Raw genomic sequence first — 26,346 nt, 5'->3', positions numbered from 1 at the left:
GACCGTACCTACCGTATTGAGTTCAAAATACATACTTACAAGTATCCGCCTGACTAAGTTTTGTCAGTCAACCAGGCCAAAAGCAATGCGGGCCTGCCGCTAAGGCAATTAAAATTCTGAAAGAACACCTGGTTTCTGGGGGCAATGGAATCAACCTGGATGACAACATGAGAGGATGGTTTCTGACCCATTTCGACGGAGAAATCAGGGGGAATCTGTTTTTTCCCACATACGAAGGCAATAGCGCGGTCATGCTATCTTCCCCAACCGTACTGGGTAAACCCGTCCCACGCGGGCCTGTGTATTTTGCCCCCACTTTATTGACCGCATTGGGGGTGTTGGGAACTTTTGCTGGCATTTATCAGGGATTGCAGGGGGTGAATCTCGACATCCAAGAGGCCGATACTCTGCTGAAAAGCAGTACCGACTTGCTGGCCGGGATGAAGTTTGCTTTCTTAACCTCGTTGTGGGGACTGGGGAGTTCCAGTCTCTTCATGTTATTTCTCGCGGGTGGAGAACGAGCGCGGCAACGGCGTCGGGATAATTTGCGTTCTGAATTGAGCAAAGTTGCTTTTCTGCTGACTCCAGGACGAATTTTGGCCCGGATGACGCCGGGAGCAACTGGAGGACAAAGCAATCTGACGGCTGCGACGATTGGTCAAGCTGTGGCGAAAGAAATGCGATCGGTTTTGCGATCGGAACTAACGCCTATTTTCGAGCCTTTAACGAACCTTACGCCAGAGGCGATCGGTCAGGCAACCGGAGCACAACTAAATCCCTCCCTCAATTCCATGAAAGCGGAATTATCCAGCATTCGGGAATTGCAACAAAAACACGGTCAAGCGGTAGATTATTTGGTCACGCGACTGCGCGAAGAATTAATCGAACCCGTGGTCAAACGTCTTGATGAAACTGCCAAACTCACCAAGGAAGCATCCGAGGCAGTGAAAGAACTGAAAGATGCTTTGGGAGATATTACTATCAGGTTGGCTGGGGCTGTTGAAACGATTCGGGAATTCCAAAAAGAAACTCTCAAAGACCTGAAACAATTTGCTGTTGATTTAAAAGACATTCTCAACCAATTTAGCCAGGATACTAACGGAGTCTTACTAACCGTTGCCGCAGAAATCAAGCGAGCCGTTGACGAAAGTATCAGAGGAATGCAAGCACAGCGAAAAGCCTTTGAAGAAAGTGCCGAAAAAGCTGCTGCAACTTTCAGAGGTATCCGAGAAGAATTAGAGCAATCTCTCCGAGTACAAGCTCAACTACAGAAAGAGATGCTGGAAGGAGTCGAAGCGAGCACCCGTAAAATTCTCGAAGACGCCAATCAAGTCTTTATTTCTCAATCAGAAACTTTGGTGAATTTGGGTCGTGAAGCATCGGCATTAATAAACCAAGCCGCAGCTAACCTAACTGCAACGTTGGTAAATATTGATGAGATGCTGCAAAAAACTCGCATCACTGTGCAGGAAGAGTTAGAGAAATTCCGCATCGAATACCAAACTGCACTCAAGAAATTCTTTGAAGACCAAAACAATCTCCTAGACGAAACTCTCCGCAAGCAGCGAGAAGGACTCGAAATTGTCATCACAAAACTCCAGACAGTCTTCCTAGAAGATGCTCCAAAAATGGGTGAGGTGATTAACGAAGCGATGGGTTATATGCAAGAAACGATGAGACAAATGCAAGGAACGATGGCTTCCATTCAGGAAACGGCTAAGATAGTGTACAACCTAGCCAATAAAACAGGGTTAACCTCCGGAGAACGTCTGCAACAATTGCAGGAAATGATCCGCGAACTGGGTAGCGAAGCCAACCAGATAGAGAGTGCCTATCAAAACATGGTTGAGAAATTTGACACATCTCTCAACCAATCCCTAAACCTGATGGTACAAAAATTAGATGATGCACTCCAAATTGGCCACAAGCAACTTGCGGAATATTTGACAAAAGCCAATGAATCGTACACAAAGGCTATTAAAGAAGGAGATAGCGCTGCGGCTAAAGTCTGCACTCAAATCAACGAAACCGCTCACGGACTGATGGATGTATCGCATTACTTAGTCGCATCGGCTAAAGAACTGAAGAATGGCAACGGGAGTGGTAGTTAATGAACGATTTTTCTGAGTTTGAAATGGAGGGTGAAATCTTAGAGGAGCAAGACTCTGGGGTTTGGCTCTCCATTGGGGACTTGATGTCAGGACTACTGATGTTTTTCGCGCTGCTGTTTGTCACCACTCAACTGCAATTGCATCATAAATATGAGGATGTGCAACGACTAGAGGGGGAATTGCAAGCCAAAACGAAAGAAGTGGAGGAGCTCAAAACCGACTTGCAGGCAAAAATAGACGAGTTGGATAAATACCAAAAAGCATTTCAGGATTTACCCCTGATTCTGCTGGCTCAATTGGACACAAAAATGGGAGGCTCTGACCTGTCTGTGGATCCAAAAACTGGGGATGTGAGTATTGCCGATCGCATTCTTTTCGATTTAGGCAGTGCAGAACTGAAACCAGAAGGAAAAGCCTTTCTCCAACAGTTTATTCCCGCTTACAGCCAAATCATTTTCTCAACGGATGACTTTAGAACAATGGTCACTCGGGTGATTATTGAAGGTCATACCAGTTCCGATGGGGATGAATACAGCAACATGGACTTAAGTTTGCAGCGATCGCTATCGGTGGCTGAATACATTTCCTCGCAAATGTCTTTTCCCAATCAAGATAACTTTAAAACCAAAATTCTAGCAGCCGGTCGAGGGGAAATTGATGCCGACAAAACCCGTGACAATCCTAGCGATCGCAAAGTCGTCTTCCGTTTCCAGCTAAAACCCCCCGATTGGCAGCAACTCTTAGACAGTAATTAACCGCACTCCCGCTAATCCACTCAGGAAGAGAACAGGAAACCCAAGCCAATGAGCGATTTTTATGAATTTGAAATGGAAGGGGAAATTTTAGAGGAGCAAGACTCTGGAGTTTGGCTCTCCATTGGCGATTTAATGTCAGGACTCCTGATGTTTTTTGCCTTATTGTTCATCACCGTGATGGTACAACTCAAACAGTACCAAGAAGCGTTTGACAAACTCCCTCTCGTCATCCTCAATACGCTCCGTCAAGAAGTTCCTGGGGGAGATAAATTGGAAGTCGATCCAAGAACTGGAGATGTCAGCATTCCCGATGCGATTTTGTTCGATGAAGGGAGTGCCGAACTCAAACCCGCAGGCAGACAATTTCTACTCAATTTCATTCCCGTTTACAGCAACGTCATTTTCTCCAATGATGAATTTGAGCGGATGATTACTCGGGTTATTATCGAAGGACACACCAGTTCCTTTGGAGACGAGCGCGAAAATATGCAACTGAGCTTGCAACGCGCTTTGTCTGTTTCGGATTACATTTCCTCCCTAAATTTTCCCACTCAATCTCAATTCAAATATAAGGTATTGGCGGCAGGTCGAGGGGAATTGGATGCAGATCAGAAAATTGATTCTCCTGGCGATCGCAAAGTGGTGTTTCGGTTCCAACTCAGACCCCCAGATTGGGGAAAGATGTTCAGCGTACCCTCATCCTCACCGGAGACTCAACCATGAATTTTAACTTTCGCCCTTTAGAATTGCCACCCCTTCCTCAACCGAAAGCGCAAGAGTTAATTAATCTGGGAAAAGGAACCGGAGAAAGTGGCCCCATCGCACCGCCTCAGTTACCTCCAGGTGTGCCGAGATATCAGACAAAACCTCCGCGCAGTATGGATGAGATTTTGGCGGATATTGAGAATGAGAAAGGCGAACAGGTGACTATTTTGGAGTGGGTTTACTTGTTCTATGCCAAAGGAGATTGGGATGAGAAACAAGGGAGGACTCGGGCTAAATCAACATCAGCAGCGATTTGGAAATTTGCTCTGGATGACGATAAGATTAAAAACCGATTATTTTGGCGGTTGGCGATTTATTATAGCCAGGGTAATCAGAATCAGAGAAGGACTAAAAAACGGCCCGTCCTGAAAAATATGGAATCCTTAGAAAATTTGGAAGTTGAGAGCGTTCAAGAAAAGGCAGAGCAGAGCAAAATCAGCGATCGGCCTGTGTTGCCTTTGTCTTTAGTGCATAGCTTCCCCGATTTTGCTTCAGAGTTTAAAAAGATCGAACTCTTACCCATAGACATTCTCTTAGCACTGGTAGACAATCAAGGCGATCAGCAAATTGCCTCCTGGAGCTTCCAAAATTCAATCCCACCCAAAAAAATCCTAGAAAAAGCCCACTTACCTAAGTCTCTAGGTTCAAAACACGGGATATTTATCGAGATTATTAAATATTTTATTAATACCGGCCCCAGTCGCAATCTCAGGCAGGCAAACTTGATAATCAATTGCCTAGAAGACATGGCAACAGAACCGCAACTTCAGGGGGTACAGCATCTACTGACAAAGGTTTCCACAGAAATTGCTGGTCAGTTCCCGATGCTAGTCAATTGGGTACAAAAACACTATGGAATCACGAGTCCCGATACTCGCTGGAGTGAATTATCCCAACCGGCAAAAACTGCTTTACAAGATTGGATTGGAGCACTAAGTTATGAATCTTTCTATAAATTAGTGGCGATATTGTTACGAACATTGAATCTGGAGGAGTGGGAGCGGAAGCAGCTAACAAGTCGCCGGGATTTCTGGTCAAATTATAGCGATCGCTTTGAACGACTTCGGATTTTGTTACCCCAGTCCTCCCAAAAGGCGAGCGAAGAGGCGATCGGCAGTGAATTTGAGCATCAAGATATCAGTATTCTCCAGGAAGATGGCAGCGACCCCACCGAAGTTTGCATCTTTGATTTCGGAGATTGCTGCATTGTGGAATTTTTCCGAGGTCCAGGTAGCGAAACCCGCGTCTTTGACTCCCGCGTTTATCCCCATATCAAAACCCAGCTATTTGACTCTCCCGAACTTTCATTAAAAAGACTGCGATGTCTGGGTGGCGAAGTACATGACCACAAATATTTGTGGCAAGGATGCTCTGAAAAATTACTCAGAACACGAGACATTTATCCGAATCAAGGAACTCAATATTTTCAAGGTTTATATCACCCATATAATCAATATAACCGCGAAACTGGACTACCAGTTCCTTCATTATCTGAACAGGAAGAACGTCAGCGCAAGTTAGAATACTGGGAAAGAGAAATGGAAAAAATTGAAATGGAGGCTCGTTACTTTTGTGAAAATCATTAATTTAAGGATTGACCAGTAACCAAGGAAAAATGACAAATGATCCAAAAAATTTCCTGAATTTGGGAGTTTCGCATCAGACTTATCCTATTCCTCTGCTAACAAACTCATTAACTTTTGAGCGGCATCCCCATAATCATAAGGTGACCAAGACCGATAAGCTGCGCTATTATCCAAGGCTCTCAAACTTTCTTCCTTGGCTAATTCTGTGGTGAGAAACAGGAGGATTTCCAGTTTCTCATCATGAGATAACTGTTGAAGTTTTTCTAAAAATTCAGGATGGGACATAAAATGACCTAGAATTCTGGTTTCCATTTTACCAAACCTTTATCCCAAAGTCATCATCACCCCAGTGCCAAAAATGACTAAGAACCAACGACAAATGACCAACGCCTTATTGTAAAATAGAACCTATTCAACTCATCTACGACCTGTGACGATGCCAACGAATCTCTCTCTGCCAATTATGGGCTGCGGTACTTGGGCTTGGGGTAACCGGCTATTATGGGGATATGAACCCAGTATGGATGCCGAATTACAAGCGGTGTTTAATCTTTGTGTCGAAAATGGCGTGACGTTATTCGATACCGGGGATTCCTATGGGACTGGCAAGCTGAATGGACGGAGTGAGACGCTGTTGGGGCGCTTTTCTCAGGAGTATCAGGGGGTCAATGCGGACAAAATTTGTATAGCGACGAAGTTAGCGCCTTATCCTTGGCGGTTGACGCGGCAGTCGATGGTTTCTGCTGGGGAAGCATCGGCGCAGCGGTTGGGACGGCTGGATTTGGTGCAGATGCATTGGTCCACGGCGAATTATGCGCCTTGGCAGGAGTGGTCGTTGTTGGATGGATTGGCGGATTTATACGATCGCGGGTTGGTGAAGGGAGTGGGATTGTCCAATTACGGTCCCAAACGACTGGAACGGGTTTATCAAAAGTTTAGCGATCGCGGAGTTCCCATTGCCACCCTGCAAGTTCAATACTCTCTGTTATCTACCTATCCCGTGACCACCTTGGGGTTAAAAGAAGTCTGCGAGCGCCTGGGAATTCAACTGATTGCTTACAGTCCCCTAGCGTTAGGATTGCTCACGGGAAAATACTCAGAAAACGGTCCATTTCCTCCGGGGATTCGCGGGTTGCTGTTTCGGAATATTTTACCCCAAATTCGGCCCTTGTTAGACTGTTTGCGGGCAATTGCCTCAAACCGAAATAAAACCATGTCCCAGGTTGCTATCAATTGGTGCATCTGCAAAGGGATGATTCCCATTCCCGGGGCAAAAAGTGTGGAACAGGCGCAACAAAATCTCGGTGCACTGGGTTGGAGTTTGGATGCGGGGGAGATAGAAGAACTGGATCAAGTAGCGGCCAATTCTAAGAAAACAATGGTGCAAAATAACTTTCAAACGACTTAAAATAATGGCAAAAATTATAGACTAATTCTATTTTTTAAACTTTCAAATAAAACCCGGGCTTCCGATAGCACAGAAAAGGGGTAATCTTCCCTCAAAGGAATTTCTATTCTTCATTAGAAGCCAAAACCTGAAAGGGCTGATTTGCGGCTTCCCATTGTAGAATAGCTTGGTATAGTTCTGTCCTTGAAAAAAATGACCGTTCATAAGCCAAACGTAAATCTTTTTCTAGGATAATGCTTTCGACTTGCTTGGTGTTACAAGACCCCAAGGCTTTACAGAGTCCAATAGACAGAATGCAGATGAGATCATGACCGCAGCAGACAGCCCAGGGGTTGTGAGTATTTTGTTTTAAATTTTCTATCTGCTGGTGAAGGATTTGTTCGTCTAAATCATGCCTTTGGGAGTTATTTTTAATAGTTTTGATTAGTTTGAATTTATCTAAGGCTAAAGTGGTCTCATGAATAAATTTTTTAAAGGATAAATCTTCAAATTTTAAGGAAAGACCCTCTTTGAGAGACAACCATCGCAAGTAGCCAATAAAAACTCCGGGTAAAATCAGGAGGGTCCGAATATCTTGACCTGTAGATTTAGTCAGCTTGTTTATTTTTTCTTCTGACCCATATTCAGCTAAAACTTTTTCCAAGGCAGGCGACTGGAGTAACATGGTTTCCAGGTCGTGACTGTCGGTCATGAGTAGATTCGGGGTTTGGGATAGGTTCCCCTCTAGGCTATCAAAATCAGCATCCACAACCGCTAAGACTCCGACGCAGTTATCCTTTTCTAGGATATCGAGAGCAGCAATAGCTTTTTGTTTGTTGTTAGCATTTTCTACCGAACATAGTCTGCTATTGACTAAATTTTTCCAGACCCTTGCATCGGTATCGCCTTCGGTTATTAAAAAGGTTCCCTGATATTGAGTCCGCATTAAGCGAATTTTATTCGCGACGCGATCCGGTGTTAAATGTTCTCTCATGGCCCTTTTAGCTCTACGGTCAAATCCCAGCGATCGCTGATAATATCGGGAGAATGGGTCGCCATTAACACATCAATATTTACTAATTGGGCGATTTCTTGTAAATCTTTGAGGAATTGAGCTTGCCAAGCAACGTGCAACGACAGTTCAGGCTCATCAATTAGAATCAGGGAATTGGGTTTTGCTTTGAATAATAACTCATACAGCATTACCAATTGGTGTTGCTCACCGGATGATAAGTTCTCGGGAGATAAATGCTTACTATCATCAGCCTGAAATATAAAACCCTTTTCTTTATTAACATTGATACTTTTATAACAAAATCGGCTATTAATAATCCGTTTGAGAATTTCTATTTTTTGAGCAAGTTCCTCAAATACCCTCAGCTTATTCTCTACATCTTCTACATAAACGGATAAAATGCTTTTGGCTGTGTCATCAATAGAGCGGTCAACTTGAAAATCGGGGTCTTCATCTTGATTCAAAAGTCCCGCTGCTATCAGCCGATATCGTTTTTCTTCGATTTCTCTTAATTTGGTGTGAATTTTGTCGGCGGTTAAGTCAGAGGGTGCGGTGGTTTTGACCACTCTTGCTGGAAAAGTTCGGTCCAGGGATTGAGCTAATTCTCCATATTCAGCAAGTTTGCTCTGAATATGTTCGGCGAGTTCTTCAGAGTAAGCAGCAACGGAAGAATAGGCAGCAACAGAGGTTATAGAGGAGGGAAATCTCGGATACCCCCTCCCTCTCAAAACATTACTTAAATTTAATAACCGTTGAGCTTCTATTAAGCGAACTGGCATAGATTTTTTAACATCAATTAACCAATTGGGATCGGGGGCTATTTTTCCTAATTCTTCAGGGAAAAATTGGCCAAATCTAGCAATAACATCTTCAAAAGAAAGTTGCTCATTGGTTTGCAAATGTAGCCATGTTGTATAATTAATCCGATTTATTTCTGGAATAATACTATCAATTACTTGACTAATTTGCTTGAATCTCTTAGAATCAGAAGTTACATCAATGAGTTGAAATTTCTCGCTTTTCGATGATTTAGCATTAAGCAATTGAAGGGTTGCCGGGTGCTTCTTAGCTTTGGGATTTTTATCGATTGACTGGGTAACAACCAACTGAGTCCCTTCATCAAACTCGACCCTAAATTCGGTGAAGGGAATCGTAACTAATTCCAAGTAACGGGAATTAAACAGTCCATTCAGCATTCTTAGTAAAATAGTTTTACCAAATCCATTGGGACCATGAATGATAGTAATTCGCTCATCTAAATTTAAGGGGATGGAGTGATTAAAAATACCAAAAAGGTTGGTAACCGAAATTTTATGGATTCTCATCTTTACCTCGGGTGTAGCCAGGGTTGTATTGTTACCTGGCCTCTATTTTACAGCAACCACTATTCCCTAAGCCTGGGGAATATTTTTATCTGGACAGTGAAAAGTTCTGTGAGATAATTAATTAGGGGCCTTAAACTATCCAGTTCGTCTGTGTATGGCTCCCAGCCTGAATGACTCTTTGGCGTGAAGGAATTTTGTCAAAAGTAAGCTGGGTGGACTTTCAGCTAAAATAGAAGGTGCAGATTGTTGTAGAGTAAGCCGAACAATTTGCTCACTCGGATAACCACTGCTAGGTACGGTTCTGAACCAACCCGAAAAACCTTGCCAAATCGTCGAGGGCATGGATAAGCTCAGAATTTGTAAAATCCCTAAAACTAAAGCATTTAGATTGACAAATCGTTCAAATGCTTCTATTTTCTCTTGGATATTCACCCGGTCTTCATCAGAGTAGTCTTGGATATTCATATTTTTAGGTCCTCGGGAAGAGGGAGCCATATTTTTCATCCAGAAGCGATAGTTGAAGCCGGATAAAATCTCGATTAAGGTCCGAAAAGTCACTTCAATTTTAAACCGCCAACTATAAGCCGTTATGATTTCTACTCCCGATAAATCCAGGTCTGTTGAAAGTAGAATGCTGGGTTTTCCTCCGGGCCACAATACCAACACAAAACGCACTAAATTTTCGGGACAGTCCCAATGTAAATCTATTGTACGATAACTGACTTTCTGTTTCTTTCCATAAAGGAATAACGATTCAGTCTTTAAAGAATTTGGGTCATTAAATAACGTGCGTAATTCCAGTGATTGTCCCCAAATGCGAGGCCTGCCGGGACCTTTTTTCACGGAGGACGGTGGTAACGGATGCTTGGCGACCGTATTAATCTTGACCCGAGTAATTAAATGAATTGAATCGGACCGAAACTGCTTAATTAATTTTTTTGAAGCAAAATAGGCATCTAAAATGACGTAACTTCCAGCTTTCATGTAAGCCCTACATAAGCCAGACATTTTATCAACTAAAGTCGGTGAATTTACATCAGCTGTTTGAAGTCCATCTTGAATTTTAAACGTAACCGGGACGGCAATTAGAGAATCCCCGGCTTGCAATAAAAGATTAATAGCTCCAAAATAATGACCCCGAATCCATTCCGGGCAAGGTCACATTACTTGATTCTTGGTGTAACTTTTTAACTAAGGGCATTTTTCTGCCTTCTTTGGGGACTTTAATGCCATCGCCAATATAAATAGGTTGACCCTTCAACCGTTTGACATTGGGGTGAGAAACCAGCCATTGATGCCATCTGTTTGATAATGTTTTGGCACTCCAACTGGTAGCGTGAAACCAATGCAGAGCGTGCCCATAGTAGTATTCACTCAGTCCCACTGCATTGAGATAACTCGTGATGGCAGGGGTCCGGTTGCATAACAGAATGCCCCAGACCATAATCACGAACCATTCAAAGGCCGCCTCACGGTTGAATGCGGGCCGTAGACTTTGAAGGATTTGTTCAATTCGCTCAAAGGGGGGCATAATGGTAACACTGGTTAAGCGTAGAATACTTACCAGTATGACTTATGGACTGGTTTTATGCCGGTCCATTTTTTTTGAGGCCCCATAAGCGATACTCTTGGGGTTATACAGAACTTTTCACTGTCCAGTTTTTATCACAAATACGCAATTTTGTCAAGTCCTTCTAAAGCAATTTCAGTTGCACTGATGGATCATCGATCGCCTCCCTCTCTTCCCCATCTTCAGCCGTTGAGGAAAATTGCCACATCTGTTCATCTCCGGCCAATAAACCCTCTGCCGCTTCTAGTAAATCAGTTTTGATATCCTCTAATCCTTCTCGATTTTCTAAATAGGTTTGTAAGGCACTCAGGGGGTCAATTCCAGCGCCCGCATTCAGTTCGGGGACTCGGGGTCGGGCGAGTTGGCTGACGAGTTCGGCTTGGATGGTGTAGTTATGTGCGGCGCTTAAGGCGGCATGAATAACGGTGTTATCAATTAAATCAATTTGGTGCGATCGCAACTGATAAATCAACCTCACAACTGCATCCTTAATTTCCTGTTTGCCGACTGCCTTTAAAATCTGCTGTTGAGGATTTTCCGCTTCTGATACATCCACCTTAATCGTCTTAAAATCTCGCACAACCAACGGACAAAATTCCCACTTCGCCTGTCCCCGTTCTAATTCCACCATCACATAGCCTTTATCTTCCTTCTGTTCGCTGAAATCCACCCGTTCAATACTCCCGGGATAAATCACTGGCGGATTATTCGTGGGGTTTAAGTTCTGGTGGCGGTGAACATGACCCAATGCGACATAATCAAACTCGGGGCGAATTAACAGGGAAATCGGAATGGTAAACCCCTTGCCGACTGCGAGAAACCGTTCCGCACCTAATTCGGCGCGATCGGCCATCAAATGCGCCAGTAGGACCGTTGGCACCGTTTCGTCTAGTTTGCGGACTTCCCCCTCTAGCACGACTCGCAGACGGTCAATTAAAAGCTGATTCACATCAGATAGGGAAATTCCCTCGGTTTGCGATCGCGTCATTAAGGTAGAACGGGTAATCCAAGGTAACGTAATAATTTGCACCGGACCCTTGGCAGTTTCTATGCGATGAGTCGTGACGCGATCGCCGACAATAAACCCTGGCACTCCCAAGGTGCGATAAATGGATAAACTTGCTCCCCCTTGTCCTTGGGAATGTTGATCATGGTTGCCAACCAGCAAAACTGTGGGGATATTTGCTTCGACTAACCGATGAAATTGACGCGCAAAAGCTTCCTGAACAAATGGCGGTGGGGTGGCATCGGGAAAAGCATCCCCGCCAAACAAAACTAAATCCACGGGTTCTGCAATGGCGCGATCGATACAGCGACTCAAGGTGCTGACAAAATCTTCTAATCGCGTATTTAAGCCCGTGGCTGGATTGATTCGTCCGTGGGAAAACCCACTGCCGATATGGATATCTGAAAGATGCAGAATTTTAATCATGGGATGTTATTAGTCCGAAGTCCTTTGTCTATTGTGCGTTGTTTCTGGAACGTTGCACAGACTGGCGCAGTCGCCTTGCTTCAAACCCGAAGACAAAAGACTCAGGACTCTTAACTTCCCTTTAGATATGAATGCCGCATTCGCTTTTAGCCGAACCCCGCCAGCGTCCAGCGCGTTCATGTTCGCCTGCACCCACGGGAGTTGTCAGGGGTTCATCACCAATGCTGCCATACCCTTGATCGTGCAGGGTGTTATAAGGGACACCATGCTGCATGATGTAGGCCCAGGTTTCTTTGCGGGTCCAGTTCGCTAGGGGATTGACTTTAATGCGTCCGTCTTTATCCCGTTCAAAAATAGGCATTTGAGCGCGAGAACTGGATTGGTCCCGGCGACGTCCGGTGATCCAGGCGACGACGTTGAGTTCTTCCAAACCGCGTTTCAGGGGCTCCACTTTCGTGAGATAGTGGAATTGTTCAACGTTGCTATGCCACAAGGCGGTGCCGTAACGTTTAGCGAACTCTTGGCGATCGCTGGCTTCTGAGTTTTTGTAGATATGCAAATCTAAGTTGTAGTGCTGCTTAGAGCGTTCTACCAGTTCCAGAGTTTCGGCAAAGTGGTGCAAGGTGTCCAAAAACAGCACAGGCACCGGGGGATTGGATTTCAATTCACGGTAGAGGAGGTCCATGACAACCATGCCACTGGCTCCAAATGCCGTGCTTTGCACAAGCCCGGTGGGAAAATTGTTGACGCACCAAGCCAGAATCTCTTGGGGATGGGAGGACTCAAATCGTTCGTTGAGTTCATCCAAGTCGAGGCTGGTGGTGGATTTAGTTGGTGCCTGTACTGAGTTGACCATGCTCGTTTCTTTACTGTAATAAGTCATTTAAGGGTTTCCAAAATCAATCATAGCCTAAAACACCCCTAACTTGGTCGGGAATCAGTATTTTATTTCTAAGGGACGAGTTTAGCAGTGTACTTACTTCTATCCAAGGGCTTGGAATCCCTATTCCGAAAGGCTTACATTACTTGGTAAAGTTTTATGAAGTTACCAAAAGGAATAGGGGGGGATGCCCTCAAATGTATCTCCTGACCCGGGACTGTCAGTTAGGCAATTGAGTATTAAGACTCAGACATCGCCGGGGAAGTGCCAATCCAAATTATATGCTGATAGGTAGCCATTTCTGCATCAACTCCGGTTGATGATTCAGGCTTGCTTTCCCCTAAAATAACCACAGTTGGGGTCTGGAGTAAATAGAAAGAATGCGATTAATTTTGTACAGCAAGCCCGGTTGCCACCTCTGCGAGGGGTTGCAGGAAAAATTAGACCAGATTCGGGATTTGAACTTTGAGCTAGAGGTGCGCGACATTACCACCCAAGCCGATTGGTTCGCGGCGTATCAGTATGAAATCCCCGTCCTCTGCCGCGTGATTCCTCCGGACCCAGACTCGGAAATTCCCCCAAAAGAGGAACCCTTGCCGAGGCCCTCTCCTCGGGCCTCGGTGCAGCAAGTGCAGCAAATGTTACAGCAATACTTTCCGAAAAATGATTCACAATAGGCGAAAAATAATGCAAGACGAGAGGACTGGGGGAGTCCACCCCGTTACCCTGTCGGTTGCATGAACGATCGCCCAATCGCGTGTGAGGAATTAAAACGATGAAGCTCAAAGCGTTATTACCCAGCATTCTGTTAGAGACCCTTGACAAGGAGGCGCTGGAAATCGAGGTCACGGGTTTAAGTACCAATTCCCATGCGTGCCAACCTGGGGATCTCTTTATCGGAATGCCGGGAACCCGGGTGGATGGCGGTGATTTTTGGCCCTCGGCGATCGCCTCCGGTGCCGTGGCGGCCTTAGTCAGTCCCCAAGCGGCGCAAAAACATCCCCCGCAATCCGATGCCGTGGTAATTCCCGTGGCAGATATGACCGCTGCTTGTGCCCAAGTTGCTGCCGCGTTTTATGGGGAACCGGGGAAAAAACTCAATTTAATTGGGGTAACCGGGACCAATGGCAAAACCACCACGACTCATTTAGTCGAGTTTATTCTCCAGAAGGTCCAAAAACCTACGGCGCTATTAGGGACCCTCTATGTCCGGTGGCCGGGATTTGAACAGGTGGCGGCCCATACGACCCCGTTTGCGGTGGATTTGAATCATCAGTTAAGTGATGCAGTCCAGGCGGGATGTGAATTTGGGGTGATGGAAGTTAGTTCCCATTCCTTGGCCCAAGGACGGGTGCAGGGTCTGCCGTTTCAAGTCGGGATTTTTACCAATTTGACCCAGGACCACCTCGATTTCCATGAAACGATGGAGGCTTACTTTGAGGCCAAAGCCAAGCTGTTCAGCGCGGAATATTTGGCCGGTCGCGCGGTGGTGAATATTGATGATAGTTATGGACAGCGCTTGGCGCAACGGTTGAGTGGGGATCAGATTTGGGGTTATAGCACCCACAATTCCCAGGCGGATTTATGGACGAGTGATATCCAGTATGAACCGGCAGGAGTGAAGGGGATGCTGCATACGCCTGTGGGTGAGGCAGAGTTTTCTTTGCCTTTGGTGGGTCAATATAATGTGGAAAATATGCTGGCGGCAGTGGGGGCGGTCCTGCATTTTGGGGTTCCCTTGGCCCAGATTGTGGCGGTGTTGCCGGAATTTCCGGGAGTACCGGGACGGATGGAACAGGTGCTGATTAAACCGGACCAGGATATTAGCGCGATCGTGGATTATGCTCATACGCCGGATAGTTTGGAAAATGTGCTGAAGGCGACGCGACCTTTTATTTCCGGGAAATTGATTTGTGTGTTTGGGTGCGGGGGCGATCGCGATCGCACCAAACGTCCGATTATGGGTAAAATTGCGGCAGAACTGGCGGATGTGGTGGTGGTGACTTCGGATAATCCTCGGACTGAAGACCCGGAACAGATTTTAAAAGATGTGGCGGCAGGGATTCCGGAGAATATCTCAGCGCGAGTGATTGGCGATCGGGCTACCGCGATTCGGACCGCCATCCTGGAAGCAAAACCCGGGGATGGGGTGGTGATTGCCGGGAAGGGCCATGAAGACTATCAAATTCTCGGGACGGAAAAAATCCATTTTGATGACCGAGAGCAAGCGCGCGAGGCGTTAAATCAACGGTTTGCCGCTGTGGTTTAATGGGACCAGGGACTGGGAGAGTTACCCGGTTCGGTTGTTTTTGGCAATAATGTAGCGAAACTTTAATTTTTGCTGCATTTGAGTCGATTCAGGCCGAAAGCCCTCCCCAAGACATGATAAGGAGGGGACTGGAGGTGGATTGACGGTTTAAAGCGCCTGTAATAGGGCGCTTTTTGCGTAGGATTACGAATGCAACATCTAGGAATTTAACTTTAAAATAGAATTAGCCTTACTCGTAAAAATAATTTTCTTCCCGATTTGAGGGAAGATAAAAAGACTGAGAGGGTCTTAGGAGACCCGGTTTTCTATACCCAACTCTATCTTTTGCCAATTGAGGGATGAGATGGAGAGCGGTAATTGAGCTAGGTCAATGGACTAAGGGTGCGAAGCGATCTGAATAATCAGGGTGTTTAAATTAAATAAATGGTGTTCGGACCCTTAAAAATTGCTGGAAACCTAAACAGAAGTGACGTTTAGGCCAATGTGCTGATTCCCATGTTTGTAGCAGTGATGTTCAGTTTGTAACATCAACCTAAACCAGGGAAGTACATTAAGTTGCTGGCGTCGGATTTCCTCCCCTGGGTGAAGTTCAGGGATTTGCTAACTCGCGGACACTTCAATGAAGATGAATTTATCAACAGCTCAGGATGTGTCTCTTTATGATTGCGCCCTCAGTGCGATCGCACCGCCTCATCCCTTGCAAGTTTCCTACCCATCTTTTAAAGGTATGGTGGGCGGTGTATTTGACCTGCTGATCGAACAAAAAATCCCTGCAACCTTGTGGGTGAAGCTTCCAGATTGGTGCAACTGGCAGGGAGACCTTGAGCGCTACCGCCATTTGCTTGGAGGGACGAATCCGGTTTACATCCTCCACCCCTGGCAGGGTGAGGAGACTCCAAAGACGAGGGATGAAGAGATAGAGGAGGAAGGAGGAACCGGAAAAACAAAGGAGTTATATTCCCGACAGCGATACAGCTTTTTTAAACCGCGATCGCAGGATAAACAGAGGACCTTCGATCGCCACCTCCATCGTCACAGTCCCCCCTACAGCGCACCCTTAACCTGCGGCATTGATGAAAATTCCCTGATTAGCGATGAGGGAACAATCTTCATGCCGACAAAAACTACCTTACCCTTATGCTCTATTCAGTTAATGCTCAATAGCAAACTGAACGAGGAATATTTTCTGATTGTGTTGTCCCCGGAATTATCTGTGGCAATTTTAGCCAGTCCCACCCAATCAAAGGGTCTCGAACCCCATTCTCATCGAGAATTTCAGCGAAATAAAACCCTAGTTGCCCTTTATTCCCTAGACCAACAGACAATTCAACAGGTCTTTGATGGATTAAAAGTATCGGTGAGTAAAGGACAGTGCCAGAGTTGTCCAATTTCTAATGAGAATCAATACCCGATCGAGACATCTGGGCGAGTTTGCGAGAATTTACTCGCCAATTGGGACATGGCCTTTGGTCACCTGGAACTGCCTAAACCAGACCCTTTATTATTGGGACATTTATTTAGCAAGCAACTCCAGCGACGGGAACAGCAGGGAGAAGAATTGGCCGGGGAGGGAGAACTGGCCGCATTGCGACGACAAAATCAAGAACTACTGGATGCATTAGAGTTTAAAGACGAGTTTCTGAATAAGATTGGACAGGAACTCCGCACACCGTTAACGAATATGAAAACGGCCTTGAGCTTGTTGGATTCCCCCAAACTCAAACCAGCGCAACGAGACCGATATAGTGCGTTGTTGCATCAGTCTTGCGATCGCCAAAATGCTTTAATCGAAGGATTTCTAGAACTGGTGCGCCTAGAAAGCGAGGTGGATAAAGCCAAAATGGAGGCAATCCGCTTGGGAGAAATTGTCCCGGGAATCGTCAGTACCTATCAGCCGATCGCCCAGGAAAAAGGCGTACTCCTCGCCTATACCCTCCGGAGCACTTTACCCCCGGTAATTTGCACCCGAGACTGGCTCAAAAAAATTGTGCTGAATTTGCTGCAAAATGCGATAAAATTCACCGGGTCTGGCGGGGAAGTTTGGGTGCGTTCCAAGCAACAAGGCGATTATGTTCAACTAGAATTTCGCGACACGGGTATCGGCATTCCACCCGGGGAAATTCCTAAAGTTTTTGAAGCCTTTTATCGGGGTCGTCAAGCCATTAATGATGATATGGAAGGAGCTGGACTGGGATTAACCATTGTCCAACAGCTTTTACTCCATTCCGGGGGTTCAATTACGGTCAAAAGCCGAGTCGGACGGGGTTCGGTGTTTAGCATTTTATTACCCGTTTACGACGAAAGCGATGGGGAATGGTGAGGGATGAAGGATGAAAAATGAAGGATGAAAGATGAAGGATGAGGGATGAAGGATGAAGAGGGGAACGACTGAAGTCGGGACGTTGAACTGAAGAGAACGACTGAAGTCGTTACTACAAACTTCGCCCCCATCTTTCCATCCTTCATCCTTCATCCTTCATCCTTTCCCACTATCCCCGCATTTCCAAGGGTAAGAAGATAGTCAGCACTTGTCCATGTTGGTGACGGTTGCGGACAATCAGTTTACCTCCCAGGGCTTGAAACAGGTTTTTAGTCACGCTCAAATTAAGGCTAAGGTTGCCGGTTTCTGGCTGAAACATCAACATTTGACCGAGAGATTTGAGGGCCTGAGTCCCGGAAACTGTGGTTTCGGAATTGACGGAGGCATGGGTTTGGGAGTGGAGTTCTACCTTCAACTGATGACCCGCTAGGGAAATTTCGACTTGGAGTTTGCCTCCGGCGGGTAAGGTGGAGGTGAAGTTATCGATCGCCCCGGTGAGGACCTGATCCAACAAGGAAGGGTCACTGACCACTGAGGGCATTTTTTGCGGCAAAATCACATCTAAGGTGAGGTTGCGTCGGCTGGCTTGTTTTTCCCAGCGCGGGATGCAACTATTTAATACCTGGGTGAGGGAGGTGGAAGTCAAATGCACCGGCGCGTGAGCATCTTTGGTGGTTTCCAATTCCACTGCCCGGAAAAACAACCCAAAGCGGTCGATTTGCTCGCTACATTCGCGATCAATCGCTTCTAAGCGTTTGATAATCTCCGCATCGAGATGACGGCGTTTGAGTAAGAGGCGGGTGAGGGTGCGGATGGTGGCTAACGGGGTTCTAACTTCGTGCGCGATCGCCTGTAATAATTCCACATCCAAGGCCGGGGCCTGGTTTCGGACGTTCTTACTCGCCGCATCCCGCAGGTCATCTAAAGGCTGGTCGATCGCCGGTTTCCGGGGATTCGCAGTTTTAGCCGAGACGGTTCCCACAGCCTTTCCACCCTTGGATCGCAGGGTTTTGGCCGTCGCCGGTTCTGGATTACTCAGGGCCGTTCTCCGTTCACCAGAGGTCGAAACCCGAGAATTCCCATCGGGACCAGATACCTCCCAGCAAATCTCCGCCTCACCATTGGGACAATCCCCTCCAGATTGGGGTAAGGCCCGCATGGAGGAACCCCACCCGGTCCAATCTGCCGCGAATGCTTCCATTTCATCTAGCATTTCGCGATCGAGTTCTACGGGTTCGGGGAGATATTCCAGAAGCTGTTGGGTAAACTGACAAACCAGTTTGTAGTCTGGGGTGCGGGGTGGGAACTGTTGGAACTGCTGATCTAGGGTGGAAATAGCATTCTGATTTTTGAAGGGTAGCAGACGCGATCGCAACCCTTGCCAGACTAAAGCAATCTCCTCTGGATCAAAGGAAAACTGAAATGCCGGTTGTCCCTCGGAGTTTAATCCCACCACCATGACGAGACTAAACCGCGCTGTCAACACCAAACAAAAGTGTTCCCGGGCCAGGGGGTCCCCGGTAAGCAGGGGTAAAACTGTGGGGTTGGGGGTATTGGAACCGCTATCTGGGCTCAGGGGACACAGGGAGGAGGGTAACCATGCGCCGGACTGCTGTACCCCAGCAAAGGTCCAGGTTGAGAACTGTTTTAAGTGGGTGGATTGGTTTAAAACCGGGACGGGACCGGATAAAATTAACCCTTTGCTAGAGAGGGGATTGCGGGTATGCGAATCATTCTTTGCGAGTTCGCCATCGAGGAGGTCACTCAGGGAGGCGATGGCCCCTTGCCATTGGCGATCGGCCCGAATTCGCCGCAACCAAACCGTTGCGGCATCCCGGTGGGTCGTGGTCCCATTGCGATCGCCCGGATCTTCCCCAATTAACCCCATCTCTAGGTCCGAGGAATTGTCGGTGCTCCCCCCCTGTGCTAAAACCTCGCTAATCGTTGGTAAGACCCACTTGTACACGGAAATATCCCCCTCTACAGTTCACTGGTTTAAATCCTTAATTTTCAATAATTGAGCAAGAATTTGTAATTTAAAACTTGCTACAAACGCTTTAATCTAAATTCAACTGAAAACAAGATACTACTAGCCTATCTGGATCTTCCCCATAAAAACATTCGTAGAACCGAACAAATCAGTCGCAATCCCCGCAGAAAATTGGGAGAGTCACCCCCTTAATCCAGAATCGGTTTGACCCAAGAGGCAGTCGGTCCTCGCCCCCTTCTCGGTAAAACCCCACCCGGTTGCTCTGTAATCATTGAGGACCGCTATAGTAGAACATATCAATCACTTGCTTTGGAACTCGCCCTCAACCATGTCTACTTTGCTCGCTGATGCGAAAAACTTATTAGCTGAACTGATTGCTCGTTATGCCTCCCGGGTTGATTATTTAGCAATTCGCCTAGAAGAAGCGGAAGGCACCGATATCTTTTTGCGCGGTGAAAAGATTGAAACCCTAAGTGAGGGAGTCTCGATTGGGGGACAAGTCCGCGCTTGCTATCAAGGGGGTTGGGGCTTTGCCAGTTTTAATCAACTGGCGGGACTGGCAGAACGAATCGAGGAAGCGATCGCCGCAGCGCGATTAGTCGGGGATGAAGAAACCATTTTAGCCCCCGTGGACCCAGTACAGATTACCTGTGAACTGTTACTCACCGGCACTGACCCTAGAAAGATTCCGATTATCGACAAAAAGAGATTGTGCGATCGCTATACGGATATCCTCCGTCAAGTTGACCCGCGCATCACCACCACCTCGGTTCGCTACAGTGACAGCGCCCAACGCATCCTCCTGTTCACCTCGGAAGGTACAATCCTAGAACAGTCTTGGGTAGATATGGAAATGCGCTTTGCCGCCACTGCGCGCAATGGGGAAACCGTCCAAACAGGACGGGAAACCACCGGGTCCCGGAAAGCTTACGAAGATTTAATTCAGCTTGATTCCCAAGTGCGAGGGGCCGCCCAAAGAGCGGTAGAAGCCCTCTCCCTGCCTTCGGTGAAAGGCAACACCTACCAGGTTGTCATTGACCCGATTCTATCCGGATTGTTCGTTCATGAAGCCTTTGGACATCTTTCTGAAGCAGATATGGCGTATGAAAACCCAGATTTGCTAGAAGTAATGACCCTGGGACGCCGGTTTGGTCCTGAAGACTTGCAAATCTTTGATGGGGCGGCCCCTCCAGGTCATCGCGGGAGTTATCTTTATGATGATGAAGGCACGCCTGCAACTACCACCCAACTCATTAAAGATGGTGTACTCGTCGGACGCCTCCACTCCCGAGAAACCGCCGGGAAACTAGAGGAAACTGCCACAGGAAATGCCCGCTGTTTGAATTATCATTATCCTCCCATTGTTCGGATGACGAATACCTGGATTGAACGGGGAAAAACTCCGGTTCAGGATTTATTTACGGATATTAAAGAAGGGGTTTATGCCCGCAATTGGCTGGGAGGAATGACGAATGGGGAAATGTTTACCTTTAGCGCTGGGGAAGCCTGGATGATTAGAAATGGTCAATTAGCCGAACCTGTGCGGGATGTCACCCTTTCGGGGAATGTGTTTAGTACCTTAGCGGATATTGAGGCGATCGGGGATGATTTCTATTGGGATGAATCTGGCGGTTGCGGCAAAGGGGGACAAAATGGTTTACCTGTAGGCTGTGGCGGTCCCAGTCTGCGAATTCGCAATGTTGTGGTGGGTGGCGAGTCGGCGTAGTTTTTGTCCAGTCTAATTACTAACCCTAGGACAAGAAACCGGGTTTCTAGCCGAGATTTGTGGAAAATTGCTAGAAAGTTGGTGAAGAAACCCGGTTTCTAACCGCTACTGTACCCCCAGACTAAACACCAGTTTACTGAAGTGAGGGGAGGGAGGGGGGTACTTCCGATTGGTAAAGGTTTTCCATTTCTGCCAGGGTTGCTTCTGGGTCGGTATGGGTGGATTTTACCACATAATTGAGTTTTAATTCTTCTAGGAAATCCGTGAGCAAGACTTGTATTTCTTCTTGGGTTTTGCGATCGCCTAAAGCTTTCCGGAAGGCTTTATTGAACTCCTGACTCAGGCGCTCAAATAGCACTCTCCCTTCCACATCGGAGTAAGAGGTTTCGAGAACAGTTACTGTAGTTTGGGCTAAATTAGAAGCCATTTGTTCGGTAAAATCCCTGGGTAAATTTCCCAGTCCCGGGAAAGCTTTGAGGCTTTGATAAACCCCGGAATCTTTAAACGCACCTTCGATACTATGATGCAAAACTGCTTCTAATTCTGGCTTAATTTGAGGTAAAACTTTGTAGATTGTTAATTCCAAAAGTCGGTCAGTAATGACTTCGATTTCATTGACATTATTGAGGTCGATTCCCGGTTGGGGATTCAAAAATGATTGCGCGGCAGTGCCTTCGCGAATGGAGTCTTGCGCTTGATTGATAAAGCGAACCATCACAAATCGAGACAGGCGATCGGCTAGTTTAGCAGCCGGTTCGTGGGTCATCTGGACTAAGATGCGATCGAAATTAACCAATTGACTCTGTTGCAGCCTCACGGCAACTGGAATCACCCGTAACCCTCGCCAAAAGGGTAAAAACAGTAAAACATCATACCAGCGTCGCAACATCGCATCTATCCAGCGTAAGCCACTAATCCGGCGATGCATAAAAAAGGTGCGAAGTAGGAATTCTAATCCAAACAGGCACATAAAGAAAATATCAATTCGCCAAAATTCATCCACGACTTGCCCAATTTCATCTACATTTCTGAAATAGTTGCTGGCAATTAAGGGATTTATCTGAGTTTGAAAAAAATTCAGTTCTCGGTCGAAATTGTGGCTGCTTAAATAACTAGAAGTCCAAAAGGTTTGAAAAGCCTCAGAAGCATATTCTGTGCCAATATGCTGACGCATTCGCCTTTGAATTTTGGCAAAAGTGCCGAACTTACCCGCAGCCATGAAGGGGTTTTCATTGAGCATCCCCTCGCTTTCATGGCGTAACGATTCCAGTAAATTTTCCACTTTGGGAGTTTCCAGGGAACTTTGAGGCTGTTGGAGTTCGAGGGTTAATTGATGGACGGTTTCTAAGTATTTTTCAGTTTCGGGATGGGGTTCAATACCTTTAATTTTATCATAGGCTATCATCACTGGGGGAAGGTGCTGAAAATAGATATCACGCAGGGGAATATAAGAGGAATCGAACCCGACTAACAGTAAATTGATAACGGCGAGAATCGCCATAAATTTTTTAAACCAGTCAATCGGTCCCCCGGTATTCGGTGGCGCTGCTGGGTTGGCGGTTTTTATGGTTTGCATTTTGAAGACAGAGATTAAGTTAGAAGTAAAAGTATCCCGGTAAGGGTTTACTTCCTATTATCTCTATCCTGCATCAAAGCGACATCTATCTGTTGGATGAGGTGTTCTACCGTGGAGGAGTTATCTAAGACAACATCAGCCTGAGCGCATTTTTCAGATAAGGGCATTTGACTATTAATTCTAGCTCTGGCTTGGTCTAGGGTCAAGCGATCGCGTTCCATCAATCGCTGAATCTGGCGATCGCCAGGACAAGATACCACCCAAATTTCCGTAACTAAATCCGTCATTTGTGCTTCAAACAACAACGGAATCACCAAGACTGCGGTAGACTGTTCTGGCAAGGCTGCAATCTCTCGAAAGAAGCGATCGCGCACTTGGGGATGGATTTGCTCCTCTAACCACTGCTTTTCCGAGGGTTGAGTAAACACAATCTCCCCCAACTTCTGACGATTCAGACTGCGATCGGGCAGTAGCAAGTCACTTCCATAACGCTTCACGATTTGATTCAACACTTCTGAACCAATCTGGACCGCTTCCCGTGCATAAATATCCGCATCAAACACCGGCAATTTATGCTGATGTTTCAAGTAATTAGAAACAGTAGTTTTACCCGTAGCAATTCCTCCCGTTAAACCAATTCTACGTTGATTCATAATGCTAACCCGTAATTGTAAATAAATTGCTTGTAATATGAACCATAAAGAGCGTAATCGGTCGAACTATTGTACAATAATATAAAGCTCTGTAACCAGAGGATCTAAGTAAAGGTACAGAAACGGGTTCCACCAAGTCTGAGCCTATTCTACTCCAGTTTATCCCCTAATTTCAACCGAGCAAAAGTTGAGAGAAAATCTAATTCTGAAAATTATTTAGCCATGAAAAGACGGAATGTATTAAAATATCTAAGCATGAGTGCGGCTACCGTAGGTCTAAGCCAAATTTCCTGTTATGCTCAATCGCCGGAAAAGTACAATGTTTTATTTTTAGCGATTGATGATTTACGACCTCAAATTAAAAGCTATGGTGAGGCACAAATGTTGACGCCAAACCTCGATAAATTGGCAGATCGGGGGGTATTATTCGACCGTGCCTATTGCCAAATTCCGGTGTGTGGTGCTTCGAGATTAAGCGTTATGACGGGTGCCAGACCCAATAAAAGTCCTGGAGAACCTGTGGGGAGATTTTGGAGTTATCATTCCAGATTAGATGAACCTGTTCAGAATTGGCATGGTAACTTAGAACCGGCTGGGATTAACCGTCCTCAAACACCGGAGGGAAACCCTGCGCCAACCCTCCCGATGCTTTTCAAGCAACAGGGGTACAATACCCAGTCTGTGGGGAAAATTTATCATGTGATGGATGACGATCTGGATGCCTGGAATTATGGGATGACGCGGTTTAAAGACATTCGAGTTTATAATATTCCAGGCAATGAAAGGAATGCTTATGAAATCGGGGAAAACCAGCCAGATAATGCCTATCCCGATGGAATCACGAGGGACCTAGCGATCGCCGCTTTGCGAAATTTAAAAGAACAGGAAAAACCTTTCTTTTTAGCCCTAGGATTTGTCAAGCCTCATTTGCCGTTTAATTGTCCCAAAAAATACTGGGATATGTACGATCGCAATACTATAGAACTCGCACAAAATCCTTTTGCTCCCACCGATGCACCGCCAGAGTCTTTACATAATTGGGGGGAACTCAGAGGGTATCGAAATCTCGTTTTTAGTGATGAAACCCAATCTCGGTTGGATGAAGAGTATGCTAGAACTCTGATTCATGGCTATTATGCTTGTACCACATTTGTTGATACCTGTATTGGCTCAGTTTTAGATGAACTGGAGAGATTGGGACTACGAGACAATACAATTATTGTGGTTTGGGGAGATCATGGTTTTTTATTAGGAGAACATAATTTATGGGCCAAAACTACCAATTATGAACTTGCTTTGCGGGTTCCTTTAATTATTGATGCGCCTGGAAAAGTCAAGGCGGCAAAAACATCCGCATTAGTCGAATTGGTGGATATTTATCCCACCCTTTGCGAGCTTGTGGGTATCGAAACCCCCCAGCATTTAGAAGGAACCAGTTTAGTCCCGCTTTTAAATAATCCTCAGCGAGCTTGGAAAGGAGCAGTTTTTAGTCGATTCGAGTATGGCGATACGATTCTGACCGATCGCTATAACTACACGGAATATATCGATGTAGAGGATAATTTTTTATCACGAATGCTCTATGATCGCCACCTCGACCCGTTAGAAACTCGGAATATCGCGAATTTGCCAGAAAATGCAGCGTTGGTAGAAACCTTGAGCGAATTACTCGCGATCGGCTGGAAAAGGGCTGCTGTATTTGGCAACAGCAATTTCCCCATCCCTTTCGATGTTTTACCCGATGGAACAATTATCGTTCCTGACTCTATCTCTAGGAGCAAATCTTCTCAATTATTCCCGGTTTCTCCTCGGGTGAGTTTGAAAGCCAAGGAAATCGAAATTCTGAGCAAGCAAGCGACCCTTTCTATTGGTACGCAAAAAGACTTGACGTTCCAGATTGAGAGTGGCGATCGCTTCCAAAGTGTTCGTTTATGGCTGGTTGAAAAACAAGACCCTACCCAGAAGGTGATCGGGGTAGAGATGATAGGAAATCCATCGACTGTTGGGCGGTGGAGTTCCCCTAAACCCGGAGACTATTTTTACCAACTACAGCTCAAGAAAAGTAATGAAAATTACATTGTTAAAACGGGAACAGTTAAACTTGTTTAAGTTAGGGTAATGAATGAGTAGAGCAATTATGCTACTAACATGAAGAGAACGACTGAAGTCGTTACTACAAACATGAAGAGAACGACTTAAGTCGTTACTACGAACATGAAGAGAACGACTGAAGTCGTTACTACGGACATGAAGAATTATTAGTTGGGGATGTCGGGGATAGTGCCGGGATTGTTTTGTTTGGCTAAATATTGACTTAAGGCATAAGCCATATCTTCACGAGTCATGGGTTGTAAGGGATTGAGCGCGTTATTGTTGCCAATATTCACTAACTCCTCAAAGATAGCAGTAGCTAGGGCTTGTCTGGCCCAATCTGGGGTTTGATAGCCATCTTGATAGGAGTTTAGAAGGCGATTAACATCGGAATCATTAAGCATTAAAACACCCAAAGCTTGGGCGAAAATGGCAAATCCTTCGGCCCGAGTTACGGGTTGGTTGGGATGAAATCTGCCGCTTAAATCCCCTTTCATGATCCCAGTTTGTAGGGCAATTTCGATATCTTTATAGGCCCAGTGAGACGGCGGAACATCGGTAATAGGTTGATTTTGATTGGTCGCTGTATTTCGTTTGTCTAGTTGAAAGGTTTTGACGAGAATTGAGGCAAGTTCGGCCCGAACGACTCCGCGTTCGGGATGAAATTGTCCGTCGGGATATTGAGTCATTAACCCGGATTCAAGGACGCTTTGAATGGGGTTAAGGGGTTGTTGTGCTCGGACGGAAATCATCATGCTTTGCAGCAGTAAGGTGACGGAAATGAGGGTTAAAATTTTCTTCATAGCGGGAGGATAGTTCCTGGTTGACTGACAAAACTTAGTCAGGCGGATACTTGTAAGTATGTATTTTGAACTCAATACGGTAGGTACGGTCG

At 46.0% G+C, this 26,346-nt stretch carries 21 protein-coding genes; 10 read left to right on the top strand and 11 right to left on the bottom strand.

Annotation, left to right across the window (positions count from 1 at the left end):
• Window positions 1-251 precede the first annotated feature (251 nt).
• Genes NG795_RS27040 through NG795_RS27025 form a run of 4 tightly spaced genes read left to right on the top strand, consistent with a single transcriptional unit; the run spans window position 252 to window position 5,217 of the window.
• Window positions 252-2,111, top strand: coding sequence for a coiled-coil domain-containing protein (locus NG795_RS27040; protein WP_367291709.1), 1,860 nt, complete (start codon window positions 252-254; stop codon window positions 2,109-2,111).
• Window positions 2,111-2,866 carry an OmpA family protein gene (locus NG795_RS27035; protein WP_367291708.1) on the top strand — a complete coding sequence of 252 codons (756 nt, stop codon included), beginning with the start codon at window positions 2,111-2,113 and terminating at the stop codon, window positions 2,864-2,866. Before NG795_RS27040 ends, NG795_RS27035 begins: the two co-directional genes overlap by 1 nt.
• Before the next feature lie 48 nt (window positions 2,867-2,914).
• Complete coding sequence (locus NG795_RS27030; protein ID WP_367291707.1) at window positions 2,915-3,589, top strand: OmpA/MotB family protein; 675 nt, start codon at window positions 2,915-2,917, stop codon at window positions 3,587-3,589.
• Window positions 3,586-5,217, top strand: coding sequence for an EH signature domain-containing protein (locus tag NG795_RS27025; RefSeq protein ID WP_367291706.1), 1,632 nt, complete (start codon window positions 3,586-3,588; stop codon window positions 5,215-5,217). Before NG795_RS27030 ends, NG795_RS27025 begins: the two co-directional genes overlap by 4 nt.
• 84 nt (window positions 5,218-5,301) lie before the next feature.
• Here the strand turns inward: NG795_RS27025 and NG795_RS27020 are convergent, their stop codons facing one another.
• Window positions 5,302-5,529 carry a hypothetical protein gene (locus NG795_RS27020; RefSeq protein WP_367291705.1) on the bottom strand — a complete coding sequence of 76 codons (228 nt, stop codon included), beginning with the start codon at window positions 5,527-5,529 and terminating at the stop codon, window positions 5,302-5,304.
• Between the two features lie 124 nt (window positions 5,530-5,653).
• Here NG795_RS27020 and NG795_RS27015 point away from each other — a divergent pair, with 124 nt between their 5' ends.
• On the top strand, window positions 5,654-6,625 hold the full coding sequence (locus NG795_RS27015) for an aldo/keto reductase (RefSeq protein ID WP_367291704.1): 972 nt from the start codon (window positions 5,654-5,656) through the stop codon (window positions 6,623-6,625).
• A 103-nt stretch (window positions 6,626-6,728) separates the two neighbouring features.
• On the opposite strand, the gene NG795_RS27010 is transcribed toward NG795_RS27015, so the two are convergent.
• From NG795_RS27010 to cysH, 6 genes are all read right to left on the bottom strand, one after another.
• Window positions 6,729-7,598, bottom strand: coding sequence for a DUF4435 domain-containing protein (locus tag NG795_RS27010; RefSeq protein WP_367291703.1), 870 nt, complete (start codon window positions 7,596-7,598; stop codon window positions 6,729-6,731).
• Window positions 7,595-8,944, bottom strand: a complete 1,350-nt coding sequence (locus NG795_RS27005) for an AAA family ATPase (RefSeq protein ID WP_367291702.1) — start codon at window positions 8,942-8,944, stop codon at window positions 7,595-7,597. Before NG795_RS27005 ends, NG795_RS27010 begins: the two co-directional genes overlap by 4 nt.
• Before the next feature lie 135 nt (window positions 8,945-9,079).
• The gene (locus NG795_RS27000; RefSeq protein ID WP_367291701.1) at window positions 9,080-10,051 is read right to left on the bottom strand and encodes a transposase; all 972 of its coding nucleotides are present in this window, start codon (window positions 10,049-10,051) and stop codon (window positions 9,080-9,082) included.
• A 7-nt stretch (window positions 10,052-10,058) separates the two neighbouring features.
• On the bottom strand, window positions 10,059-10,475 hold the full coding sequence (locus tag NG795_RS26995) for a hypothetical protein (protein WP_367291700.1): 417 nt from the start codon (window positions 10,473-10,475) through the stop codon (window positions 10,059-10,061).
• Window positions 10,476-10,638: 163 nt separating this feature from the next.
• Window positions 10,639-11,946, bottom strand: a complete 1,308-nt coding sequence (gene sbcD, locus NG795_RS26990; RefSeq protein ID WP_367291699.1) for an exonuclease subunit SbcD — start codon at window positions 11,944-11,946, stop codon at window positions 10,639-10,641.
• Window positions 11,947-12,067: 121 nt separating this feature from the next.
• Entirely contained in the window at window positions 12,068-12,829 is a 762-nt protein-coding gene (cysH, locus tag NG795_RS26985) for a phosphoadenosine phosphosulfate reductase (RefSeq protein ID WP_367291698.1), read from the bottom strand.
• 377 nt (window positions 12,830-13,206) lie between these two features.
• On the opposite strand from cysH, the gene NG795_RS26980 reads away from it, so the two are divergent.
• The 3 genes from NG795_RS26980 to NG795_RS26970 all read left to right on the top strand — a co-directional run bounded on the left by NG795_RS26980 (window position 13,207) and on the right by NG795_RS26970 (window position 17,415).
• Window positions 13,207-13,503: a glutaredoxin family protein gene (locus NG795_RS26980; RefSeq protein WP_367291697.1), complete on the top strand. Its 297-nt coding sequence runs from the start codon at window positions 13,207-13,209 to the stop codon at window positions 13,501-13,503.
• Between the two features lie 98 nt (window positions 13,504-13,601).
• A complete protein-coding gene (locus NG795_RS26975) occupies window positions 13,602-15,095 on the top strand; it encodes a UDP-N-acetylmuramoyl-L-alanyl-D-glutamate--2,6-diaminopimelate ligase (protein ID WP_367291696.1) in 1,494 nt (497 codons plus the stop codon).
• A 625-nt stretch (window positions 15,096-15,720) separates the two neighbouring features.
• Window positions 15,721-17,415, top strand: a complete 1,695-nt coding sequence (locus NG795_RS26970) for an ATP-binding protein (RefSeq protein WP_367291695.1) — start codon at window positions 15,721-15,723, stop codon at window positions 17,413-17,415.
• A 169-nt stretch (window positions 17,416-17,584) separates the two neighbouring features.
• Here NG795_RS26970 and NG795_RS26965 read toward each other — a convergent pair whose 3' ends face one another.
• Entirely contained in the window at window positions 17,585-19,381 is a 1,797-nt protein-coding gene (locus NG795_RS26965; RefSeq protein ID WP_367291694.1) for a sensor histidine kinase, read from the bottom strand.
• Between the two features lie 352 nt (window positions 19,382-19,733).
• Here NG795_RS26965 and NG795_RS26960 point away from each other — a divergent pair, with 352 nt between their 5' ends.
• The gene (locus NG795_RS26960; RefSeq protein WP_367291693.1) at window positions 19,734-21,131 is read left to right on the top strand and encodes a TldD/PmbA family protein; all 1,398 of its coding nucleotides are present in this window, start codon (window positions 19,734-19,736) and stop codon (window positions 21,129-21,131) included.
• A 133-nt stretch (window positions 21,132-21,264) separates the two neighbouring features.
• Here NG795_RS26960 and NG795_RS26955 read toward each other — a convergent pair whose 3' ends face one another.
• Window positions 21,265-22,707, bottom strand: coding sequence for a hypothetical protein (locus NG795_RS26955; RefSeq protein ID WP_367291692.1), 1,443 nt, complete (start codon window positions 22,705-22,707; stop codon window positions 21,265-21,267).
• 47 nt (window positions 22,708-22,754) lie between these two features.
• A complete protein-coding gene (gene coaE, locus NG795_RS26950) occupies window positions 22,755-23,360 on the bottom strand; it encodes a dephospho-CoA kinase (RefSeq protein WP_367291691.1) in 606 nt (201 codons plus the stop codon).
• Between the two features lie 222 nt (window positions 23,361-23,582).
• Here coaE and NG795_RS26945 point away from each other — a divergent pair, with 222 nt between their 5' ends.
• Complete coding sequence (locus NG795_RS26945; RefSeq protein WP_367291690.1) at window positions 23,583-25,469, top strand: sulfatase; 1,887 nt, start codon at window positions 23,583-23,585, stop codon at window positions 25,467-25,469.
• Between the two features lie 149 nt (window positions 25,470-25,618).
• Here the strand turns inward: NG795_RS26945 and NG795_RS26940 are convergent, their stop codons facing one another.
• On the bottom strand, window positions 25,619-26,254 hold the full coding sequence (locus NG795_RS26940) for an S-layer homology domain-containing protein (RefSeq protein ID WP_367291689.1): 636 nt from the start codon (window positions 26,252-26,254) through the stop codon (window positions 25,619-25,621).
• Window positions 26,255-26,346: the final 92 nt, after the last annotated feature.

It is taken from the genome of Laspinema palackyanum D2c (assembly GCF_025370875.1).
Classification (GTDB): domain Bacteria; phylum Cyanobacteriota; class Cyanobacteriia; order Cyanobacteriales; family Laspinemataceae; genus Laspinema; species Laspinema palackyanum.
Note: the sequence above shows the minus strand (reverse complement) of the source record. Positions and strands in the feature narration are given on the sequence as shown.

What these genes read in the sequence shown, in the direction of transcription:
- NG795_RS27040 (WP_367291709.1), top strand. Translation starts at nt 252, where the DNA reads ATGCTATCTTCCCCAACCGTACTGGGTAAACCCGTCCCACGCGGGCCT.
- NG795_RS27035 (WP_367291708.1), top strand. Translation starts at nt 2,111, where the DNA reads ATGAACGATTTTTCTGAGTTTGAAATGGAGGGTGAAATCTTAGAGGAG.
- NG795_RS27030 (WP_367291707.1), top strand. Translation starts at nt 2,915, where the DNA reads ATGAGCGATTTTTATGAATTTGAAATGGAAGGGGAAATTTTAGAGGAG.
- NG795_RS27025 (WP_367291706.1), top strand. Translation starts at nt 3,586, where the DNA reads ATGAATTTTAACTTTCGCCCTTTAGAATTGCCACCCCTTCCTCAACCG.
- NG795_RS27020 (WP_367291705.1), bottom strand. Translation starts at nt 5,529, where the DNA reads ATGGAAACCAGAATTCTAGGTCATTTTATGTCCCATCCTGAATTTTTA.
- NG795_RS27015 (WP_367291704.1), top strand. Translation starts at nt 5,654, where the DNA reads ATGCCAACGAATCTCTCTCTGCCAATTATGGGCTGCGGTACTTGGGCT.
- NG795_RS27010 (WP_367291703.1), bottom strand. Translation starts at nt 7,598, where the DNA reads ATGAGAGAACATTTAACACCGGATCGCGTCGCGAATAAAATTCGCTTA.
- NG795_RS27005 (WP_367291702.1), bottom strand. Translation starts at nt 8,944, where the DNA reads ATGAGAATCCATAAAATTTCGGTTACCAACCTTTTTGGTATTTTTAAT.
- NG795_RS26995 (WP_367291700.1), bottom strand. Translation starts at nt 10,475, where the DNA reads ATGCCCCCCTTTGAGCGAATTGAACAAATCCTTCAAAGTCTACGGCCC.
- sbcD (WP_367291699.1), bottom strand. Translation starts at nt 11,946, where the DNA reads ATGATTAAAATTCTGCATCTTTCAGATATCCATATCGGCAGTGGGTTT.
- cysH (WP_367291698.1), bottom strand. Translation starts at nt 12,829, where the DNA reads ATGACTTATTACAGTAAAGAAACGAGCATGGTCAACTCAGTACAGGCA.
- NG795_RS26980 (WP_367291697.1), top strand. Translation starts at nt 13,207, where the DNA reads ATGCGATTAATTTTGTACAGCAAGCCCGGTTGCCACCTCTGCGAGGGG.
- NG795_RS26975 (WP_367291696.1), top strand. Translation starts at nt 13,602, where the DNA reads ATGAAGCTCAAAGCGTTATTACCCAGCATTCTGTTAGAGACCCTTGAC.
- NG795_RS26970 (WP_367291695.1), top strand. Translation starts at nt 15,721, where the DNA reads ATGAATTTATCAACAGCTCAGGATGTGTCTCTTTATGATTGCGCCCTC.
- NG795_RS26960 (WP_367291693.1), top strand. Translation starts at nt 19,734, where the DNA reads ATGTCTACTTTGCTCGCTGATGCGAAAAACTTATTAGCTGAACTGATT.
- NG795_RS26955 (WP_367291692.1), bottom strand. Translation starts at nt 22,707, where the DNA reads ATGCAAACCATAAAAACCGCCAACCCAGCAGCGCCACCGAATACCGGG.
- coaE (WP_367291691.1), bottom strand. Translation starts at nt 23,360, where the DNA reads ATGAATCAACGTAGAATTGGTTTAACGGGAGGAATTGCTACGGGTAAA.
- NG795_RS26945 (WP_367291690.1), top strand. Translation starts at nt 23,583, where the DNA reads ATGAAAAGACGGAATGTATTAAAATATCTAAGCATGAGTGCGGCTACC.
- NG795_RS26940 (WP_367291689.1), bottom strand. Translation starts at nt 26,254, where the DNA reads ATGAAGAAAATTTTAACCCTCATTTCCGTCACCTTACTGCTGCAAAGC.